The sequence below is a fragment of the Caldalkalibacillus mannanilyticus JCM 10596 genome (genome assembly GCF_000615945.1).
Lineage (GTDB): Bacteria > Bacillota > Bacilli > Caldalkalibacillales > JCM-10596 > Bacillus_AT > Bacillus_AT mannanilyticus.
This window is the reverse complement of sequence record NZ_BAMO01000004.1, coordinates 43,334-63,598: the sequence shown is the minus strand read 5'-3', so window position 1 is coordinate 63,598 and position 20,265 is coordinate 43,334. Positions and strand designations below refer to the sequence as shown.

General features: G+C 37.5%; 16 protein-coding genes and 2 pseudogenes. 3 read left to right on the top strand and 15 right to left on the bottom strand.

The window, feature by feature from the left end:
* Positions 1–135 precede the first annotated feature (135 nt).
* Positions 136–600, bottom strand: coding sequence for a GyrI-like domain-containing protein (locus JCM10596_RS27440; protein WP_025025922.1), 465 nt, complete (start codon positions 598–600; stop codon positions 136–138).
* A gap of 4 nt (positions 601–604) precedes the next feature.
* A complete protein-coding gene (locus JCM10596_RS03315; RefSeq protein WP_025025921.1) occupies positions 605–1,780 on the bottom strand; it encodes a TraB/GumN family protein in 1,176 nt (391 codons plus the stop codon).
* Positions 1,781–1,977: 197 nt separating this feature from the next.
* Here JCM10596_RS03315 and JCM10596_RS03310 point away from each other — a divergent pair, with 197 nt between their 5' ends.
* Entirely contained in the window at positions 1,978–3,126 is a 1,149-nt protein-coding gene (locus JCM10596_RS03310) for a glycosyltransferase family 4 protein (protein ID WP_025025920.1), read from the top strand.
* A gap of 67 nt (positions 3,127–3,193) precedes the next feature.
* Here the strand turns inward: JCM10596_RS03310 and JCM10596_RS31625 are convergent.
* The 4 genes and pseudogenes from JCM10596_RS31625 to JCM10596_RS03290 all read right to left on the bottom strand — a co-directional run bounded on the left by JCM10596_RS31625 (position 3,194) and on the right by JCM10596_RS03290 (position 8,261).
* Positions 3,194–5,785: pseudogene (locus JCM10596_RS31625) on the bottom strand (ABC transporter permease).
* Positions 5,782–6,464 (bottom strand): annotated as a pseudogene (locus JCM10596_RS23575) (ABC transporter ATP-binding protein). The pseudogenes JCM10596_RS31625 and JCM10596_RS23575 overlap by 4 nt, the downstream one beginning before the upstream one ends.
* Before the next feature lie 103 nt (positions 6,465–6,567).
* Positions 6,568–7,572 carry a sensor histidine kinase gene (locus JCM10596_RS03295; RefSeq protein WP_025025919.1) on the bottom strand — a complete coding sequence of 335 codons (1,005 nt, stop codon included), beginning with the start codon at positions 7,570–7,572 and terminating at the stop codon, positions 6,568–6,570.
* Positions 7,573–7,577: 5 nt separating this feature from the next.
* Positions 7,578–8,261 carry a response regulator transcription factor gene (locus JCM10596_RS03290; protein WP_025025918.1) on the bottom strand — a complete coding sequence of 228 codons (684 nt, stop codon included), beginning with the start codon at positions 8,259–8,261 and terminating at the stop codon, positions 7,578–7,580.
* A gap of 198 nt (positions 8,262–8,459) precedes the next feature.
* Here JCM10596_RS03290 and JCM10596_RS03285 point away from each other — a divergent pair, with 198 nt between their 5' ends.
* Positions 8,460–8,924, top strand: coding sequence for a CarD family transcriptional regulator (locus JCM10596_RS03285; protein WP_025025917.1), 465 nt, complete (start codon positions 8,460–8,462; stop codon positions 8,922–8,924).
* Positions 8,925–9,081: 157 nt separating this feature from the next.
* Here the strand turns inward: JCM10596_RS03285 and JCM10596_RS03280 are convergent, their stop codons facing one another.
* Complete coding sequence (locus JCM10596_RS03280) at positions 9,082–9,642, bottom strand: GNAT family N-acetyltransferase (protein ID WP_025025916.1); 561 nt, start codon at positions 9,640–9,642, stop codon at positions 9,082–9,084.
* A gap of 298 nt (positions 9,643–9,940) precedes the next feature.
* Here JCM10596_RS03280 and JCM10596_RS03275 point away from each other — a divergent pair, with 298 nt between their 5' ends.
* Positions 9,941–11,011, top strand: a complete 1,071-nt coding sequence (locus JCM10596_RS03275) for a Y-family DNA polymerase (RefSeq protein ID WP_025025915.1) — start codon at positions 9,941–9,943, stop codon at positions 11,009–11,011.
* A gap of 35 nt (positions 11,012–11,046) precedes the next feature.
* On the opposite strand, the gene JCM10596_RS03270 is transcribed toward JCM10596_RS03275, so the two are convergent.
* From JCM10596_RS03270 to JCM10596_RS03235, 8 genes are all read right to left on the bottom strand, one after another.
* Positions 11,047–11,682 carry a GyrI-like domain-containing protein gene (locus tag JCM10596_RS03270; RefSeq protein WP_025025914.1) on the bottom strand — a complete coding sequence of 212 codons (636 nt, stop codon included), beginning with the start codon at positions 11,680–11,682 and terminating at the stop codon, positions 11,047–11,049.
* 4 nt (positions 11,683–11,686) lie between these two features.
* Positions 11,687–13,054: an AraC family transcriptional regulator gene (locus JCM10596_RS27435; protein ID WP_025025913.1), complete on the bottom strand. Its 1,368-nt coding sequence runs from the start codon at positions 13,052–13,054 to the stop codon at positions 11,687–11,689.
* On the bottom strand, positions 13,051–13,566 hold the full coding sequence (locus JCM10596_RS03260) for a VOC family protein (protein WP_234410387.1): 516 nt from the start codon (positions 13,564–13,566) through the stop codon (positions 13,051–13,053). The genes JCM10596_RS27435 and JCM10596_RS03260 overlap by 4 nt, the downstream gene beginning before the upstream one ends.
* A 39-nt stretch (positions 13,567–13,605) precedes the next feature.
* Positions 13,606–14,577, bottom strand: coding sequence for an aromatic acid exporter family protein (locus tag JCM10596_RS03255; RefSeq protein ID WP_025025911.1), 972 nt, complete (start codon positions 14,575–14,577; stop codon positions 13,606–13,608).
* Between the two features lie 219 nt (positions 14,578–14,796).
* A complete protein-coding gene (locus JCM10596_RS03250; protein WP_025025910.1) occupies positions 14,797–16,134 on the bottom strand; it encodes a DUF5050 domain-containing protein in 1,338 nt (445 codons plus the stop codon).
* Between the two features lie 115 nt (positions 16,135–16,249).
* Complete coding sequence (locus JCM10596_RS03245) at positions 16,250–16,696, bottom strand: flavodoxin domain-containing protein (protein WP_025025909.1); 447 nt, start codon at positions 16,694–16,696, stop codon at positions 16,250–16,252.
* On the bottom strand, positions 16,697–17,725 hold the full coding sequence (locus JCM10596_RS03240; protein ID WP_034680425.1) for a ribonucleotide-diphosphate reductase subunit beta: 1,029 nt from the start codon (positions 17,723–17,725) through the stop codon (positions 16,697–16,699).
* Positions 17,726–17,792: 67 nt separating this feature from the next.
* Entirely contained in the window at positions 17,793–20,081 is a 2,289-nt protein-coding gene (locus tag JCM10596_RS03235) for a ribonucleoside-diphosphate reductase subunit alpha (protein WP_025025907.1), read from the bottom strand.
* Between the last annotated feature and the right edge of the window lie 184 nt (positions 20,082–20,265).

Below are 20,265 nucleotides of genomic sequence, written 5' to 3'. Positions count from 1 at the left end.
ATAGTATGGTTATTCTAGCTTATATTTCGTTTTGCTAAACTTAATTTATTATACACTAAATAAGGAGGAAAAATAAAACTTACCATAAGGGCTTATCTCCAGAATCGACGTCCATCATGGTAAGTTTTTATTAATCTAGTATTTAATTGGCTCGTGAATTTGGACTTTCATGTTAATGTTATGATCTGTTGGTTGATTGAAGTTATATTCTTCAATCGTCCATCTACTCATCTCTATTTCCAATCCGGCTTCTTCTATTTGTTTATGTAGATGATTATACGTATGGTGGATGTCCTTTGCTGATCCTGTATGGAGAAGCACCGAATATCTACCTTGAGGAATCGTCAGGGTAACTAAACCTTCTGGAATGTTTTCATAGCGTTCCACTGCAACGCATTTCCAGTAGCCGTCTTCTGTTTCATCTGCATCCGCTTTGTGCACACCGTAAAAAATAGTAGGAGAAATGATATGTTCTATTTTGTTCATAAGGCTTTGCAGGTTCTGTTGCGCTTTTGGTATTTCGATTTGATATTCCGAGAGGTTTTCACATTGTAGGTGTACCCCTACTAGCCTCAGATCTTCCTTATCGATGATTTTCACTCCATTAACCTCCAAATATCGTTTTTATAAATAAACGCACGACATCAGATCCGCCAAATATAGTTCCTAATGTGCTGCCTATGTTAGCTAAAGTCACGACGAGTAGAATACGAGTCACTTTATTGTTCCAAAAGCCTTTAAAGCTAAACACATCCTCCGACAGATTTTCGAAGTCTTGTACAGTAGGTCTGCGGAAATAGGCTTGAACAATCCCGGCAAACCATCCAGCTGCCATAAGAGGACTTAACGAGCTTAATGGAGCTATAATGAAAGCTGTAACTACGGCAAGAGGATGTCCAAGAGCAAGGGCAGTTCCTATAGCAGATAAAGATCCATTCCATAAGACCCAGCTTAATGTCTGCTGAAATCCAGCCGTAGGATTGGCATAAAAGGTATAAGCAATAATTGAAATAATTATAAGTGGAATGAGCCAAGCAATCATCATAGGGACTTTAGATTTTGGAGGAACCTGCGATAAGGCTCTTAGATCATGTTCTCGTTTGATTTCTTCTTTTATTCCAGGGACATGAGCGGCCCCTAAGACAGCGACAATTTTCTCACCAGGTGCATCTTTAATCTTTTGTGCCAAAAACTGATCACGTTCGTCAATCAAGGGTGTTTTCAGCTTTGGAAAGTTATGAGTAAATTCACTGAGCATCGCATCAAGTGAATCCTGAGATTTCATTTTTTCTAACTCTTCTTCAGTGATTTTTTCATCGTTAAAAATACTTAACAAAATTTGCATAAGGAGCTTTGCCTTTCCCCAGAAGCCAACACCACTCCATATTCTCGCGAAAGTAATTTGAATATTCCGGTCAGCTAGAACCAATTTTGCCCCCACCTCTTTTGCAGAGTCAATTCCTTGGATCATTTCTTGTCCTGGTTGAATACCAAACTGTTTTGCTAAGCGTTTTTGAAAGGAAGAGATCATCAGATTCATCAAAAGCAACGTGGCTTTCTTTTCTTTGATCACTTTAAAGATGTCCATGTCTTTCCATTTGTTCCCTGCCTTGATCGCTTGATATCTTTGATCATCCAATTCGACACAAACGGAATCAGGTCTTTCTGCTTCGATCACTGCTTTTACTTGTTCTGCACTTTGCTTGGATACATGCGCTGTTCCAATCAGGATAAATTCTTTTCCATCTAATGTTATTCTTGTAATATTCTCTTCTGACATATTGACCTACTTTCTATCCATTGACAATTTTTTAGAAGGATGAATGAATCAAAAAAATAATCTCTAGCATTATACAATTATGAGGCAAAAAAAAGTAAATTTCAACCAAGATTAATAGTAGCTTAACATTATATTTATACTTTTTTGTTAAATTATAAGGGTAAGGGAACCAGATTAACGACAAAGGGGAGATTGACATGCGTATTGCGATCTTTACCGATACTTATACACCCGAAATAAATGGGGTTGCCCGTACTCTTGATAAATTTACTACCTATCTCACTAGAAATCGTATTACCTTTCAAGTTTTTGCACCAGAAAGCAGTTCTTCTATCCCTACCCTTCCGCAGATTCAGCGTTTTACAAGCCTTCCTTTTTTTCTCTATCCTGAATGTAGGATTACCATTCCCAACCCTATTCAAATGAAGCTTATTTTAGATCAATTTAAACCATCGCTGATTCATGTGGCTACACCTTTTAACTTAGGGTTATATGGAACACACTATGGAAGAAAGCTGAATATCCCAACAGTAGCTTCCTATCATACTCATTTTGATGCTTATCTCCAATATTACCATTTACTCTTTTTACAAAAATGGATTTGGCGATACATGAGATGGTTTCATCAATCTTGTAAAAAAGTATATGTTCCCTCACAGAGCACAAAAGAAAAACTAGTTGAACATCATATCCATCATGACATTGAAATATGGGGCCGTGGAGTTGATCATACCTTTTTTACCCCTGCGAAGCGCTCTAATCGTATACGAGAAAAGTATAACATTAAGGAGAAAAATATTCTGCTGTATGTAGGACGCATTGCTCCAGAAAAAGATATAGATGTTCTTTTTTATGCCTTTCATTCTCTACCTGAAAGTCTAAAAGAAAATTCACATTTATTGATCGTAGGAGATGGTCCCCTGCTTCAAGAGTTAAGGGAGCGACCTCATCCTCAGATTTCTTTTGCCCACTTTGTTGAAGGGCAAGAATTAGCTGAAATCTATGCTTCGAGTGATCTCTTCTTATTCCCTTCATCAACTGAAACATTTGGAAATGTGGTTTTAGAAGCTATGGCTTCAGGATTACCAATCATTGGAGCTCAAGCAGGGGGAGTTCAGCATTTAATTACACATGCTGAAAATGGATTTCTATGTAAGCCCAAAGATGCTCAAAGCTTCGTAGAACATACAAAAATAGTATTAGAGTATGAACAGCTTCGGTTGGTGATGGCAGCAGAAGCGCGTGAGTTCGCTTTAAGCCAATCCTGGGATGAGATATTTGCTAAGCTTATTTCCAGCTATTCTCAGGTGATAGAGCACTCAACACAAAACTTATATAGTGCATAGAATGTTTTCTTTCAAGTCTATTCACATAGAAAAGCCTTCTCCATAGTGGAGAAGGCACTAGTACAAACTAGATGTTTTCCTGCTTTAACCCATCGATAATGTTTTCCTTTTTCACCTTAGAAATTGAGTACAGCATGGCAGCACTCACGATGATAAATACGGCGATAATAGCAAATAGAATACTATTCCAAGGAAGAGCAAACTGATAGTCAAAGCTGTTCATCAACGAAATATGGATCAGGTACATGAACAGATAGCTGAGAGGAAGCCCATAAATGAGAGATTTGACCCCATAAAAAATACTTTCATAATGAATTAATTTGTTGAACCCCTGTGGTGTCATCCCAACCGACTTCAACATGGCGAACTCTCTTTTTCTCAATGAAATGCTGGTTGAGATGGTATTGAATATGTTGGCAATAGAGATCGCTGTGATTAAGACAATAAAACCATAAGTAAAGACTGAAATGATAGTGGAGAGCTGTTCTTCCTGTTGCCTTACCTGATGTACATTCCAAATATGCATGGCTCTTTCTTTCATTTCCTCAATCTGTTGTTGTGTTGCCATAGGGTCCGTACTTTTCAGGAATAAGGTTGTATAGATAATAGGGTTCGTTACATTTTGTGTAAGATGCTCAAAGGTACGTTCCGAAACAATGATGTCCAGTCCTCCAATTTTGTTCGGTAAAATCCCCATTGGGCGCTTTGATGTTAGAGCAGAAATGTCTACACTGCCAAGATGCTCTTCATTCTCTTTTTCGTAGATAGATCAAGAGTTTGTCCTATTCTGGCTTGAATCGCCTTGGTTTCAGTATACTTATCTTGTCTAAGATCTACATAAGAGGCAGTATCAATTACAATAGCGGATAACTTTTCAGGATGATTAAGCTCTTCATAATTAGCACCAGTTTCTTGGGCATAAGCTTTCAAGCTTTCCTCATCCAAACTATGCACTTTAATATAATATGGGTATTTTCCTTCATTCAGTAGTTCTTGATCTTCTTTCAATCTTGACTGTAGTTCTGCTGCGATAAATTCCTCTTCGATCCATGAAGTCGTCATTAGTTCTCTATTGACGGAGGAGTCTGTTACTCCATCAAGAGAGAGGATTGCATTTTTTAGCTTTTGATCTTTATCATCTATTTCATTGCCAAAAAAAACTTGAATATCGAAGTTGATCCCTTTTTGCGACAAGGAGAGAGATTTCTCCAAATTGGTTGAGAAAAAAGATACAACTAAAAATAGGACAATACTGACCACGAGTGAAAAGACAGTAACCACATATCTGCGATTGTTTCTTTTTAAATTTTTTAGCCCGATTTCTGCTTCGATTCCAAATAATTTGCGAACAAGCTTGGATGTTTTCACTGCTTTATTTGTAAGCTTAATATCCTCCGTTTGTCGAATCGCATCAATGGCTGAGATTCGTGATGCTCTTCGTGCAGGAAGATAGGTTGAGATAAAAATAGTTGCGATGGAGACTACACAGGCGCTCAGAATAGATAACGGCGTTACAACAACGACTAATTTTTCCGATATGCGTAACGCATCCTGCAACATTGAATTAATAGACCAAAAGGTGATTCCAATTCCGCTTAAGCCACTAAGTATGCCAATTGGAATGCTAATTAGACCAATCAGAGCCCCTTCGAAAAAGACAGAGTTTCGCTTTTGCTTTTTAGTTGCTCCAACACTTGAAAGCATACCCAAATGCCGAGAGCGCTCGGATACTGAGATGGCAAAGGCATTATAGATCAGGCGACGGAGCCAACCATAATGACTGACATGATGATAGCGCAGAGTGAAAAAAGTGTGAACTGTAATTGGTCATCCTTTATTACTCCATAGAAGCGTAACAAATGATTATTAAATGTGTATGAATTTATATTGTTTTCATTTGCCAATTTTTCCGCATGAGTGAATAATGACTTTTTCACATTCTTCAAGATAACAGAAGCATGAACGGTTTCGTTTGCATCAAGCAAGCTTTCATCAATGTAACTAATCAGCGTATATCCAGGTGACCATGCAGGCTCCCAAGTGGGACGCTCTATAATCCGACTATTGTATAGTTTACGGGCTTCGTATTCACTAACGTTTCAAGTATCTCTCCATTTTTTATTTCTAGTGAGTAGGATTGATTCATTGGATAGTCCATCTCTCCACCATCAGGAAGAGCACGATCCCCTACTTCAAGCTCCAAAACATCGCCAATGTTATACTCTACTTTTCCATTCGTCGCAATATGCTTCGATATTACTACTTCATTGGTGGCTTGTGGCAATCTTCCTTTAGTTAAGACAATAGGAAATTTTTCAAAGCCTAAAGTGTTGTACTCTTTAATAAACAAATAAGGTTTATTCTCGTTCTGTCCTTCTTCTAGGACGGCAAACCCAAGATCTCTAGACAGGACTACACCCTTTGTCTCACTATCGTTTTTTATTGCTTCAATTTGCTCTATATGAATATCTTTGTAGATAACATGCCATTCCCCCTCATCAGCAATGGTTTGCCTCTGAAGTAAATCCATAAAAGAAAAACCAAGGGTGGCGACGGCAGTAATCATGGCTACTGAGATAATCACTCCAATAATGGTCACCAGTGTTCGTCTTTTGTTTTGTTTTAGATGTCTAACGGTGAGTTTATTGACAATATTCATGGACGAATCACCTCGTCCTTAGCAATCCTCCCATCCTCAATGGCAATCACTCGATCTGCTTGCAAGGCGATCCGCTCATCATGAGTAATGACAATAAGAGTCTGGTTAAAGGTTTTATTAAACATCTTTAGAAGATCAATGATTTCGGTGCTATTCTTACTATCTAAATTCCCTGTTGGTTCATCTGCCAGCATAATAGCAGGATGACTGATAAGGCTCTGCCTATAGAAACCCGTTGTTGTTGTCCACCAGAAAGTTGATTCGGCAGGTGGTGAAGCCGGTTTTGTAAGTTTAAGATCTTGACAATATTTTCGAACTGATTTTGATCAACCTTATGCTGATCAAGCAGTAAAGGAAGTGTTATGTTTTCCTCTACTGTTAGCACCGGTATTAGGTTATAGAATTGATAGATTAAGCCGATTTGTCTGCGACGGAAGATAGCAAGTTGCGTTTCATTCAGCTTATAAATGTCTGTGTTATCCACGAGAACTTTTCCGCTGGTGGGTCGATCTACCCCACCTAGCATATGCAGGAGTGTTGATTTGCCTGATCCAGAAGGACCGATAATGGCAACAAACTCTCCTTTTTTTACGGTGAAAGAAACTTGATCTAAGGCGGTTACAGCTGTGTCTCCTTTACCGTAGACTTTAGACAGATTTTCAATTTTGAGTATTTCCATAGTAAACCTCCATGAATTTGATGATAGGTTCAGTATATCTGTCTTGTATGACGTTCAAGTGACTGTAAAATGACAATTTAGTCACTTAGCTTTTCCCCCAATATTAAATAATTTGCTTATAAAATTTCAGGCTAAATTGTGTTCCTCTCCCCTGCTCGCTTTTAACATGCAAAGCCCCTCTTTGGTTCGTAATAATGCTATGAGCCATAGCAAGTCCAATACCTACACTCTCTTCGTATGCATTCTTTCCCTTATAGAAGCGCTTAAAGATATAAGGTAGATCTTCTTTGGGAATCCCTTTTCCGTTATCTGATAGGTTGATTTCAGTAAACAGTGTGTTTTCTGCGAAGGAAATGGTGATTTCTCCTCCTTCAGGCGTATGCTCAACAGCATTTTTCAATATATTAATAAGAGCTTCAGTGGTCCAATTTAGATCCCCCATAAAGGAATCATCGTTCTTTCCTTCCACCCTCAACGTTATCGATTTTATTTCCATCGGGATCAAAAGGGGTTCAATTGCTTTTTGAATTAACTGTTCAACTACAATCTTCTCTCGTTTGAAATGCACAGAACCTGCATCTATTTTGGAGAGTTTAAGTAGTGATGAAACAAGCCATTCGATCCTTTCTAGCTGAATACGTATATTATGAGTGAATTCTGCTCTTTTACCCGCATTTAGCTCTGGATTACGTAACAAATCGACCATAACGAGCATGGATGTTAGAGGGGTTTTGAGTTGATGAGAGATATCTGAGATTGCATTTGTTAGTTGATTTTTCTCTTTTTGGAGAAGTGAGCTATGCTCAGATAGCATCAGAGTGACTTTATAGATGTCGTTTTTCAAAATACTTAGCTCTCCCTCACGATTATCCCGCACATCGAGGCTATAATCACCACTCGTAATCTGGCGTAAATAGCTTGAGAGTTTATTCATTTCGTTGTATCGCCATTTTGTAAAGACAAGGCTGCATCCAATCAACAAAGCGGCTGTGACGAGCAAAAGTAAAGCAGCTTGAAACGAAAACAAAGCAGCAGCAAAAACTGTCGCTACGATTGTAATAAAGCACATGATGAGGATAAATACTTGGATTTCTTTATTGCGAAGCATAGTAGTTACTCACCCACCTTATAGCCTAGTCCTCGAATGGTCTTAATCAGTGTTGGATGTTGAGGATCATCCTCTAATTTTTCTCTGAGCCTCTTAATATAGACCGTTAAAGTATTATCATTGACGAAATCCCCTGCTACATCCCATATCTGTTCCAATAGCTGGTTTCTAGAAAGAACCTGACCCATATGAGTGGCAAAAATCAGAAATAACCGATATTCAAGGGCTGTCATTAAGATTTCTTCCCCGTTCTTGTATACTTTTCCTTCTAGCGTATGAACCCGAATATTCTCTATGTTGATCACGCTTTTTGATTGGAACTGTTTATGGTAACGCCGCAGCACTGAATTGATTCGCGAGAGCAGCTCCCGAATCCGAAAGGGCTTTGTAATATAATCATCGGCCCCCATATCTAGCCCCATTACTACATTAACTTCATCATCAATCGCTGTTAGAAAAATAACAGGAATATCACTTTTTTCTTTGACTAGACGGCACAGGTCATAACCGCTTCCATCAGGCAACGATAAATCAAAGATACATAAAGTTAAATGATTTAGTTCTTCAGCTAGTACCTTTTTTGCCGAATCAACGTCATGGCATAGTATCGTTGTATATTGCTCCTGTTGCAGGGAATATTCAAGCCCAGAGGCAATGGTCTTATCATCTTCTACTAACAAAATTTTCATTATAATTCAACTTCCAATCTTATTATTTATTTTGGTTTCTAGACTATTGGAACTATAGCTTTATTGCTTTTTTTATCGGTTGTTATGTTGATAAAAAAATATTGACAAACTGAAAAAACATATGATAAAATTTATTATTTGCCATTTGATCCTTTTTGTGTTACACTTATTAGGTTACTCTAATAGGGGGTGGGCTTCATGTTTCAAATTGGTGATAGGATTGTTTATCCTATGCATGGTGCTGGCGTAATTGAAGCTATTGAAGAAAAGGAAATACTTGGTCAAAAAAAGAGTTATTTTGTTATAAACCTCAACAACATGCGTTTGATGTTTCCTATGGAATCCAACTTGGGAATTAGACAAGTTGTGGATTCCAATATATTAGAAGATGTGCTTAATTTGTTTCAAGAAGAATCAGATCCAATCCCTAATCCAGCTCTTAGATCTCGAATGTATATGAATAAGATAAAGAGCGGGAATATTTATGAAGGAGTGCAGGTGATCCGCGATTTAATTCGCATGGGTAAAAAAAGAACACTTGCCACTGGAGATAAGATGATGTTGGATAATGCCAAGCAAATCTTTATTAGTGAACTTATGCTTGTAAAAGGAATTGCCCAAGAGCAAGCTGTTCATTTATTAAACGAGGCTATTCACCCTTAAACAATTCATTATTCAACATACAAAGAATCGGGAATTGATACTCTCTCGTTATCTTTACGGCAAGGGCTACATCTGAGGTGTAGCTTTTTTTGTCTTATCATATATCATAACATGAAAAAAACCTAGAGAAGATCTCTAAGTTTTTTACTTGTTCTCTTTAGTTATTCATGTTCAACCATTCATCGTATAGAATCCCCATGATGATCCGGTCATACTTGTTACCGTCCCTTAAAACAGCCGCTCTCATGCTACCTTCAACCTTAAATCCAACTTTCTCATAAGCGCGCATAGCTTGTTTGTTATATTCTGTGACATCTAGTCCTACTCTAAACAGATTTAACTCGTGAAAAGCATATTTTAGAATGAGCTGCAATGCATCTGAGCCATAGCCTTTGTTTTGGTTGTTTCGGTCGCCAATGCCGATAGCTAATATGCAGGCGCGATTATTCCATTCTATGCCGAGCAATGCGACAAATCCTATTAGTTTATCGTCCGTAAGTGATCGAAGTCCAAAGCATATATTGGTATTTGAACCTTCCTGTGATCTACTAAAGTCGTTGAAAGATTCAATGGACTTGAGGACAGCAATGTCGGTATCTACCATTCTAAGATACTCGGCATCTTCATGCCATTTGGCAATGATGACTGTATCATTTGGATAGAATGGTGCAAGTCGTACGTATTTACCATGAAAAAGTTGAGAATTATTTAATGTCATTTGGTTACTCCTTTTATTTACTCGTTTTTTATCACCTCAGTAGTTATAGATAATCTATTTACAACACTCATATTTCATTCTCCTTTTGCTAGTGAATTAACCTAAGCTTACTGTTATGAATGGTGAACAGTCAACAAAATAATTATATATTAACATTATGGTTTGACTTATATATTTTATAAAGAGTGTTGGCTTGAAACAACGAAAAAAGAACATACATTCCCTTGCTCCAGTTTATTTGATATTATATTCTTAGTGCAATTACAAGAACTCTTTGTCATTAAAGGAAGGAATCGAAATGTCCCATAAAACCATTCTTCTTGTAGATATGAATTCATTTTTCGCTAGTGTTCATCAAGCAGAAGATCACTCCATATTAAATAAGCCTGTCATTGTTGGAGGGAATCCTAACAATAAAAACAAAGGGATGGTATTAGCAGCCAGCTATGAAGCTAAAAATAAAGGGATTTATACGACGATGACCATGTATAAGGCTGTAAAAAAGTGTCCAGAAGCCATTGTCGTTACGCCAGACCACCTGTTATATCGTAAATACTCAAAAAAAATAATGGAATTTTTGCGCTTGATTGGTCCAACAGAGGTAGCTAGTATCGATGAAGCTTATGTCGATATTACAGACAGAGTAAAGCAAGGAGCTACCCCTAAATCAATAGGGATGTATATTCAGAAAACACTTTGGAATAAGTTGAAGCTTGGATGTAGTATTGGGTGCAGCAATACGAAAACATCAGCCAAAATGGCAGCTGATATAAAAAAGCCGTTTGGATTTGTTCACTTGGAACGCCAGCAGTTTTGTAGTTTCTTTCATCCTCAACAGTTGAGTAAGCTGCATGGCTGTGGTAAGAAGACAGAAGAAAAGCTAAATAAACATCATATATTAACCATTGGGGATCTAGCAAAAGCAGACCCCCTTCAACTGAAAATGGTCATCGGAATTAGAGGAGAGATGCTTCAGAAGATTGCTTTGGGGATTGGCTCAGACAAAGTAAATGCAGAAAGAGTAAAGGGAGATAAAACGATAGGTAAGGAAAGAACCTTCACTCAGCCTACTGTGGAAATGGACGTTCTTATGAATCTTGCTAGGAATATGATCCATGTTCTATGCGAAAGATTGCAAGAGAAGAAAATAAGAGCTGGTACCATTTCTATCGTCTATAAAATAAAAAGGGACGAAGGAAGCCACTCTAAAAGTATGACCTTACAAGAAGCAACCTCTGACCCCGATCTTATCTATTCTGTTGTGGAAAAATTGTATGATAAACACTTGCATGAAGTCCCACTTTGGTTGTTTGGTGTACGCTTTAGTAACTTTAAGGATAGCCAATATGTGCAACTTAGTTTTTTCTGAGTCAAGAAGCTATTGGCTGGACTATTTAAGTTGAACTATTTAATCGGATATAGAATATCAAAATCAAATGTTTGTATTTCATCAGCAGGGATGTCAAATGGGTTAAACTGTGTAAGTCGATTAGGTTCTAAAGTATAGGAGCCTAGTTCCGTATCTATTTCAAATCCTTCTTTTTCAATCCATTGGTTTAACAGTTGATATCTATTCTCCATTACTTCACGTCCATCACAGAAACAGGAAATCTTGGCATATTTTCTTCGTGGAATGTCTACAACTTCAACATCATAAGGAAGCGTATCGTAAGAATGAACCTTCACTCCAACTCTTAGTTCTAATTGTCCATCTGGTCGTTGCATCCTTTCATGATTGTAGAAGACAAAACCTGTATCCTGATCTATTTTCCACTCATGGTTCGAATTGAGCTTCTCTTGTAATATACCCCAAGATTTTCGCACGGCTTTGCCTAATTCAAACTGATGCATACTCCCTACTGCTTTTACAGCTATCATTGTAAATCCCTCTAAAGTTACCACTTCGGGTGTAGGGTCTTTCTTCTCACCTACCTCCCTATGTTTTTCTTGTAGCACTTTTAATGCATTGGGGGCGGATTGCGGCTTATACCCTTCAGTATGTGTCCTATCATGACGTGAATGATTTGGTTGAGCAGTCATGAAATCAACTCCTTTCTATTGACTGTACTATTACTGGAATGTAACAGGTAACCTTGATTTCCTCTTCTGACAAGAGAGTGTTTGTTGTATGATAGGCAGCAAACCATTGTCGCTCTTCATCAAATAGATAAATCCCTTGATAGATGATCCAACGATGCATCAGCTCCAGAACACCGCTTAGTGAACCATATGCTTTGGTTTCTAAACAAGCGTACTCTCCACCGCCTAATGTTTTTATCTTCATATTAGGATCTGTGGTTTCCAGCTTCTGTGGAGTAGAAATTCCGTATTCATGCCAATGATCGTGATTATCTTCATTCCCATATTGATAAGACACATATAGCTTCGTATATTCTTGATCTATTGAGAAAGTTTCTACTTCTAGCCACTGGGATAAGTATTGGTCTGCTCTCTCCTCTGCCTCTGGTCCATAAGCTCGGTAATAGGTGAAGAAAAACGGTTCAACATGCATTATTTTAATCATTTCTGGTTTTATTTTACGTTCGATGGGTAGGTATTGCTTCATTCGAACGATTTGATTGTTATAGGTGACAAACTCTTCTACATAGGGCTGCTTTCTTTTTTGAAAGACGCTCTTTGGCAACCAATCGGAGAGCAATCTATTCCAGGATGAGATAACGGTTTTATCAGAATCGCTGGTGGTTACCCCGATGGCATATAGCCCGCCAGGAAATGTTGTTGTTTCCAATGGCTTAGGAATGGAATCGTGTTCTACATCTTCGGAAATAGGCACAAGAATCATGTATTCAAAAAATGGGTCAACTGCATCATTCGTTGCCTCTGAATCCATATTATACCCGAAATATCTTGGGTTGTCGGACATAAAGCCCTGTTCAGATAACAGCTTCATGATCTTCTGTAATGCCTCTCTTTCCAAACCTTCGCTTTTGCTTGCTCGATGCTTGTATCTAAGTACCTTCATGGGTGCTATATTCATGACTTTTACATCAGGAAAACGTTCGGAAAGCTCTTTATTTTCCAGATAATAGACCCTTTCAAATAAATTCATTCGTTCAAAGCAGTAGAACCATTCTGTTTTTCTATATTCACCTGGTGTCATTCTGACTAATTTTTTGAATGTTTTTGATAATGATGAATGCGACTCAAAGCCAACCTCTAAGGCAATCTCTAGAATGGATCGTTTGGAATTTTTGAGATGCTCAGCTGCTAAACTAATTCTTCTTTTTCGTATGTATTCTTTAATGGGGTGTCCTGTAAGGGAATAAAAGACTCGATATAGATGTGGGACTGACATAGAGGCGACATGTGCAATCTCATGGAGGTCAAATTGAATAGATAGATCGCTTTCGATGTAATCGATCGCTTTTTGAATACTTGCAATGTAATTCATGATTGACACATCATCAATAAATTCCCATCAGGATCTTTAAAGGCAAACCAGTGGTTGTCTTTGATTTCTGTTACCAATTCAGCTCCAATACTCTTCATAAATTGATAGGCTGCGGGAAGATCATCTGTGTGAAACATGAAGGCTGGCGTCTGATAGGCTGGAGGTCCCTCTGATGTGTTGCCTCCCCACATGGGCATTTCATCTAAGACAAGATTAATTCCATCTAAGGGGAGTGTAACTAAATGTCCAAACTGAATTTCACCATCATTAGGTAGACCTAGCAATTGACAATACCATTCCTGAGCTTCTTTGATCCGGCGAACAGGGATGAAAATCCCGCTTACTTTATTTTTTACCGGGCTTGTTTTCATTTTTTCGTTCATTTCTTTTCCCGTCCTTTCTTCTTCTCCTGTTTTTCCCTGTAAAACTTTAAAAGCTCTTGGTAAACTCACGGGCTTATACCCTTTTGAATTAAACAATGGATAAATATCTTCTTTTCTTGAATGGCTCACGTAAGATCTCCCCCTTTTCGATTTCATTATAGCAAATCATTATTCTTCATTTGTGTCCGTTTTTATCAAGTCATTTTTTAGCTGATTCTTAATCTCTAGGTATAGTTGTATCTCATTGATTAGATGGAAGAGCCTTGCTCTTGTTTCAAATTCAGCTCTGGTTTGAGGTAATTCTAGTTGATTTATTTCCATTCTTTTCTCATGTAATTTGTGAAGCTGGGTTTCTGCCGTATTCCCCCAATGAACGCTTTCGCTCAATTGGTATAGAAAATCAGCAAATAGCTTTCTCTGAGGTACTTCCTGTTGGAGATTTGACACGATGGGCAGCATGCGCTCTAATATTTCATAGTGTCTTTCCCTCATTTCGAAGTAGGAATAAAATTTATCTCTCTTTCGCAGGAGATGATTTTCTACATTTCGGATCGCAATACTTTTTGCCTCATTAATGAATTGCTCTAATTCTAATAACTCGCTTCCAGTCCAGCCCTGGTCCCCTTTTTCAATGTATGTAGCATATTCATATAAGATTTTCTTAATTTTTTCTTCTATCTTAGAACGATATGTTTCTAGGTCATTTTTTAGCTCAGGCATATAACTATTAATAAGTAGAGCAACCCCGATCCCTACAATGATCAGGAGTAATTCATTCATGATCACAGCGGTATTGAATTCTCCTAAAACAAAAACATGCAATATAATAACGGAGCTAGTGACAAACCCGCTTTGAATATTGAAATAAATTAATAAGGGAATAAAAAATAAAATGAAAAGAGAGATGACGATAATATGGTATCCGAGTACTTCGAAGGCAAATCCCGATAAGAATAAGCCTAATATACTGGCAATGAATCGAGTTGTAGCTACATGAAGGGATCTTTTTTTAGTAGTTTCTATGCTAAGAATGGCCAAAATTCCAGCATTAACATAAAACTCTAAATGTAAAAGTTGAGCGAGCCAAATAGCAAGCCCTGCCCCCACTGCTGTTTTTAATGTACGAATACCGATTTTCATTCCCTCTACTCCTTTAGAATAGGTATTTCTTCTTTCACTATCCTTAGTATATCCTTCTCTCTCTATTGTACATCTCCCTACTCATTAATTTCTATGGTTTTGAGATGAAATATCACGTGAGAAAAAATGATCAGAGCAGTTCGATATTTGACTATTCAAAAAAAACCAGATCCCCAAAAAGGGAACTGGTTTGAAACCGTATCTATATGATAAATTTAACTATTTTGTAATAGTGATGGTACTTGTTTTACTATCCCAATTAATTTCTGCATTCAAGGTTTCAGCTACAAATCGAATCGGTACCAATGTTCTGCTATTGTTAATAATAGGAGGTTGATCTAGTTCTACTTTCTTTCCATTGACAGTAGCAGTTCTGGAGCCTATTACTAGCTCAATGGATGTATCTTCTGTAGTCGCTGTAATTAAGGATAACTTAGGGTCCCATTTAACATCTGCTCCTAGTAATTCAAATACTGCTCTCATAGGTAGTAATGTTCTTCCATTCCTGATCATGGGTTCAGTGTCAAAGGTAACCTCGTCCCCATTAAAGGTAACTTTAATGCTGCTTGTTACTTTAGGCTGAGTGGTTGGTGTTTTTTCTTCACTTAATGGAATTTTTTTCGTTTCCCCTTTTACATTTGTGTATTCAATATAAGTAGAAGCAACATTTAGCATTTTGTCCTTAGATAGGTCATCTATCTTTGTAGCATTTTGTCCGTTTGTTTTTATTTTGTATAAGACATAGACTTCTGAAGAGTTGTCGTATGCTGAATAATAGATCCACTCTGTAGTAATCTTTACAACAAAGGCATGTCCATTAAAATTAGCTGTTCCTTTTAAATTGAATTCTCCACTACCATCTAGTTTCATCATATAAGATGAATAGTTAGCCTCGAGATCCCCCGCGTAGAAAATAATCCAACCATCTTTTATACTCCAAAGAGTATCGTAAAATACCATTCCGTCTGTTAATTTCTTTTTGTTTTTTCCGTTACTATCCATTTTATAAATTCTATCATTATCTGTTGAGTTAATATAGTATACGGTGTCCCCATGAATAATGATTGATTTTATAGAATCCTCAGAAATAGTCGTTTTATTTGATCCATCAAGATTCATTTTAATCATCTTACCAGGATTGATCATTTGTGTACCATCTTGTTTGATAGAGCCAGCTACCCCATAGAAAATATGATTTTTGGAGATATCAAATGAGGTAATCAGGTCATTACCTGATAGTTTTTCTCTGCCTGTTCCATCAATTTTAACCCTATACATTTGACCTACTTGCATAGCAAATGTATGGCCTTCGTATCCATCGATGTACATATAATAAACCCAGTCTCCCTGTACTTTGAAGGTAGTCATCATATCATTGACGATCACTTCTTTGGTATTTGCGATTTTATCCACTCTATATAAAGTTCCACCCTTTTCATAGTCGTACTCATAACCTACCCAGTACTTATCTGATAATGAAGTAGTTGCTTGTACCATTGATGAAAACATAGAGAATACAAGAAATAAGATGATAATTAGCCTTACGCTTTTTTTCATTTTTGCCCCTCCTATAATGTTAATCATTTTTGTAGACATACTACTATCTGGGAGAAATGTATCATTGGCGTCGTAGTAGTTTTGTCACAAATAGACATATAGGACTTATAGTACTTTAATGTTTCAGAGAAATCAAGCGTTTCAAAAAAAGCCGAGCGAATTCTTGACAACGTAGATGGTCTTGAGGTTGAGGGTGTAACTCTACCTTTAAGGTGACAGCAAGAGTAGTACGAACAAATAACATATCTCGAAAATGATCAACTGCCCCGCAAAAATGGGGATAAAAGCTGTCTCCGGTCCCAAATACCCCAGTGGTCAGATGCTTCAGATTCCTTGCTTCAAGTTCTGCATAGAGAGCGTCCATTTCTTTGGGGATCTCACCATTGCCCCACGTATAGCTTCCTATAATGAGCCCGTCATAATAGTCTAGTGTAGAAAGAGAGAATTCATCGATCGTGAAAATAGTAACAGAAAGAGAGAAAGCCCTAAAGGAATCATAGATAAGATAACTTAGGGCTTCGGTGTTCCTCGTTTTTGAGGTGTAGATGATAGCAACGTTCATTTATAATTCATCGAACCCGTTTGAATGGGTTACTTTAGAATATGTTCTTGACTTCTGCTCGAAGAAATCTGACTTGGTTTCATTCATCATCTCATCACTAAAGACTTGTATCCAGGGCATAGGATTTATTTGTTCTTCATAGTGGTTTTCTAGACCAAGCTGACGCAAGCGCTTATTGGCTAAGTATTCGACGTAAGCATCATATTCTTCTAAGTCTATTCCCTCAATGTCTTTTAAGATATGATGAGCCCACTCTTTTTCTAGTTCAACTGCACGACTCAACGTAGAATAAATATATTGGATGTTTTCTTTTGTGTTAAGCTCTGGATTTTCATCTAAGAGAATCCTAATAAATTGAGAAACAAAATAAGCGTGTTGCATTTCATCGCGTTGAATATAGCTAATCATTGTACTGGTCTTGACCATTTTCTGCTGACGAGCAAGATGGTAGAAGAAAGCAAAACCAGCATAAAAGTAGATTCCTTCCAATATGATAGAATTAACTCCCAAATAAAACAGATTTTGCGGTGTAGGATTTCTGCAAAAGGAATCGTAAGCTTCTAAAATTAGTTCATTCCGTTTTTGTACCAGCGGATCATTTTTTGCTTCATTAAATCGCATGATTTGTTCGCTAAGAGGAACAAGAGAACTTAGTACATAAGAATAGGATTCGTTATGCACAGCTTCCTGTTGGGCAATAACGGCAAATATAGCTTTAAAACTAGAATCAGTGACATAGTCCATGACCTGTGTCATGGTTGGCGTTTGCAGACTATCTAATGAAGCGAGCTGTGTATTAATACGCAAGAAGACATCCTTTTCTTTTGCCGTCAATTGATCCCATTGTTTAATGTCGTCCTGCATGTTAATTTCTTGAGCCTTCCAGAAATTTGAAAGCAACACATGGTAAAAATCATACATTTGTGGATAAGCAATATCATTCCAATTTAAGATTCCTGATGAATGTCCATTAATGATCCCCGTTGATTTATTAGGATACGAAGGGTTTAATAATTTTATTTTAGCCATTGGTTTATTTGTATTCACTTTCAACACTCCATATCTATTTCATTTTCTTACATTCGTCTTCGTTCTCTTAGCTATGACAAGCCTGACACTCTTTGATCTCCGATTGTGATGTGCTTCGAACATAGTAGGTTGTTTTACATTTTTGTTTCCATGCTTCTAGATGAAGGTTTAAGAGTTCTTTCGCTTTAATATCATGGCGTACATAGAGGTTGAAGCTGATCGCTTGGTCAATATGGCGCTGACGAGCAGCGTTTTGTCGGATGCTCCAGACCTGATCTAGTTCATGGCGCACCTTTCGATAAAATGGATACGTTATATGGGTTAAATCAGGAGCTGTTACTTTGAATTTAAAATTTTTCTTTTCTTCTGCGTATTCAACTGCAAATAATGGATCAATGCCATCAGTTGAACCCCCTATTTTTGCCGTAGACGAATTGGGAGCAACGGCCATCATCCATCCATTTCTAACTCCCCACTTCTGTATACCTTCTAATAATTCCTGCCAACGATCGGATTCATATCCTTTGCGTTTAAAATACTCCCCTGTCTGCCACTCAGACCCTTCAAAGTGAGAATAGGCTCCTTTTTCCTTTGCCAGCTCCATCGATGATTTGATCGTATAGTAAGCAATAGATTCATATAATTCATCGGCATAGTTTACCGCTTCTTCAGACTCCCAGTCCATTCCTTGGGTTGCCAGTAGGTGATGCCAGCCAAACGTCCCTAATCCAACGGCTCTATACTTTTGGTTCGTGATCTGTGCTTGTCCTACGGAAATGGTATTAAGATCAATCACATTATCTAACATTCTCATTTGAATGGAGATAAGTCGTTCTAACACATTGGCTTTGGTCGCATTAGGTAAATGAATCGATGATAAATTACAAACAACAAAATCTCCAGGCTTACGGACCATGACAATATGTCCTTCATCATTTATATACTCCTTCATGATTTGTGAAGGCGACATATTTTGAGCGATTTCAGTGCACAGATTACTGCAATAAATAGACGTACGCCCTTTTCCCTTTAGGTGCTTATTAGGGTTTTGTCGATTTACTTCATCTCTATAGAACATATACGGCGTTCCTGTTTCTAATTGAGCGACCATGATTCGCTTCATAATATCCATTGCCCGATAGGTTTTACGTGGAAGCATAGGATGTTTTACGGCTTCCTCATATTTTTCAGTAAAATATTTCTGATCTGTTTCATCATAAAAATCTTCTAATCCTAGAGGATTTCCTTCTTCGTCCCTCCAACCCATGATTTGCTTGACCTGATGAGGACAAAAAGTATGCCAATCACCTATACTTATTCCTTGTTCATCTACCTCTTCTAATTTTTGCATAAACAGGTCAGGAACAGTTACTCCTGTAAAAATGTCATGAGCTTTGCGTCGCTCATCTCCATTATTGGTTTTTAAATCAAGAAATCCATTCATAATATCCTTATGGAATAGATCAAGATAGACAGCAATTGCTCCTTGACGTTGTCCTAATTGATCAACACTTACAGCTGTGTCATTAATTAATCGAATCCAAGGAACGACACCAGATGAGTTTTCTTTAAATTTTTTAATATCGGAACCTAGGGCACGTACTTTACCGTAGTAAACTCCAATTCCTCCGCCATCTTTACTTAATCTAGCAATGTCCCAATTATTTAGATAGATCCCATCAAGTGAATCCTCTACAGTATCAATAAAGCAAGAGGATAATTGACCAAAGCTCTTCCCAGCATTAGAAAGCGTTGGAGTGGCTACGGTCATATATAGATGGCTAAGTGCCCAGTATACCTCTCTGACAAGATCAAGTCGTTTTTCTCTATTTTCTTGTATCATTAAGCTCATCGCAATAATCATAAAACGCTCTTGTGGAAGCTCATAAAGCTGCTTGTCATGATCCTTAGCCAAATAGCGGTCTGCGAGCAGGAACAAGCCAATAAAATTAAATAAATGGTCACGTTCAGGAACAATCTCTTGTTCTAGTTCCTTAATTTCTTCCTGTGTATAGGACTTTAACAAATGGCTAGAGTAGATCCCTTTATCCGTTAAAGTCTGAATAAGATGAAAAAAATCTCCGTATTTTTGAATATGGGAATATCCACGACGTTCAGCTACCTTTGTGTATAGATCCTGTAGGTAGAGTTTAGCTGCTAAAAATGTCCAATTAGGCTCGTCAATAGCAATTCGATTTAACGAATAGAATAAAGCTTGTTGGTTAGCTTCGATCTCGGAGACATCTAAATGTTCGATCCGCTTGATTAACTCAGTGGCATCAATACCGTATTGAGCAGACACCTCATTTATAATATCTATAACGCTAGATAATTCTGATTTTAGTTGTGTATTCATCTTGATCTCCTTTCAAGCTATCCAGTTCTTTTTTCATCGTTCTTTCTTATAGCAATCGACACCAAATTTCTATATGGATAAGTAGACTTCTATCAGATGGACGTGATAAATAAAAAAACTCTTCCTAACGGAAGAGTTTTTAACCATAAAACGGCACAAAAAGTATGTAAAAAACATCATTTTC

Excerpts from the sequence above, each read along its gene's own strand:
- JCM10596_RS03310 (WP_025025920.1), top strand. The coding sequence starts at position 1,978 with ATGCGTATTGCGATCTTTACCGATACTTATACACCCGAAATAAATGGG.
- JCM10596_RS03285 (WP_025025917.1), top strand. The coding sequence starts at position 8,460 with ATGTTTCAAATTGGTGATAGGATTGTTTATCCTATGCATGGTGCTGGC.
- JCM10596_RS03290 (WP_025025918.1), bottom strand. The coding sequence starts at position 8,261 with ATGAAAATTTTGTTAGTAGAAGATGATAAGACCATTGCCTCTGGGCTT.
- JCM10596_RS03295 (WP_025025919.1), bottom strand. The coding sequence starts at position 7,572 with ATGCTTCGCAATAAAGAAATCCAAGTATTTATCCTCATCATGTGCTTT.
- JCM10596_RS03255 (WP_025025911.1), bottom strand. The coding sequence starts at position 14,577 with ATGAAAATCGGTATTCGTACATTAAAAACAGCAGTGGGGGCAGGGCTT.
- JCM10596_RS27435 (WP_025025913.1), bottom strand. The coding sequence starts at position 13,054 with ATGAATTACATTGCAAGTATTCAAAAAGCGATCGATTACATCGAAAGC.
- JCM10596_RS03240 (WP_034680425.1), bottom strand. The coding sequence starts at position 17,725 with ATGGCTAAAATAAAATTATTAAACCCTTCGTATCCTAATAAATCAACG.
- JCM10596_RS03250 (WP_025025910.1), bottom strand. The coding sequence starts at position 16,134 with ATGAAAAAAAGCGTAAGGCTAATTATCATCTTATTTCTTGTATTCTCT.
- JCM10596_RS03275 (WP_025025915.1), top strand. The coding sequence starts at position 9,941 with ATGTCCCATAAAACCATTCTTCTTGTAGATATGAATTCATTTTTCGCT.
- JCM10596_RS03235 (WP_025025907.1), bottom strand. The coding sequence starts at position 20,081 with ATGAATACACAACTAAAATCAGAATTATCTAGCGTTATAGATATTATA.
- JCM10596_RS03245 (WP_025025909.1), bottom strand. The coding sequence starts at position 16,696 with ATGAACGTTGCTATCATCTACACCTCAAAAACGAGGAACACCGAAGCC.
- JCM10596_RS03315 (WP_025025921.1), bottom strand. The coding sequence starts at position 1,780 with ATGTCAGAAGAGAATATTACAAGAATAACATTAGATGGAAAAGAATTT.
- JCM10596_RS03270 (WP_025025914.1), bottom strand. The coding sequence starts at position 11,682 with ATGACTGCTCAACCAAATCATTCACGTCATGATAGGACACATACTGAA.
- JCM10596_RS03280 (WP_025025916.1), bottom strand. The coding sequence starts at position 9,642 with ATGACATTAAATAATTCTCAACTTTTTCATGGTAAATACGTACGACTT.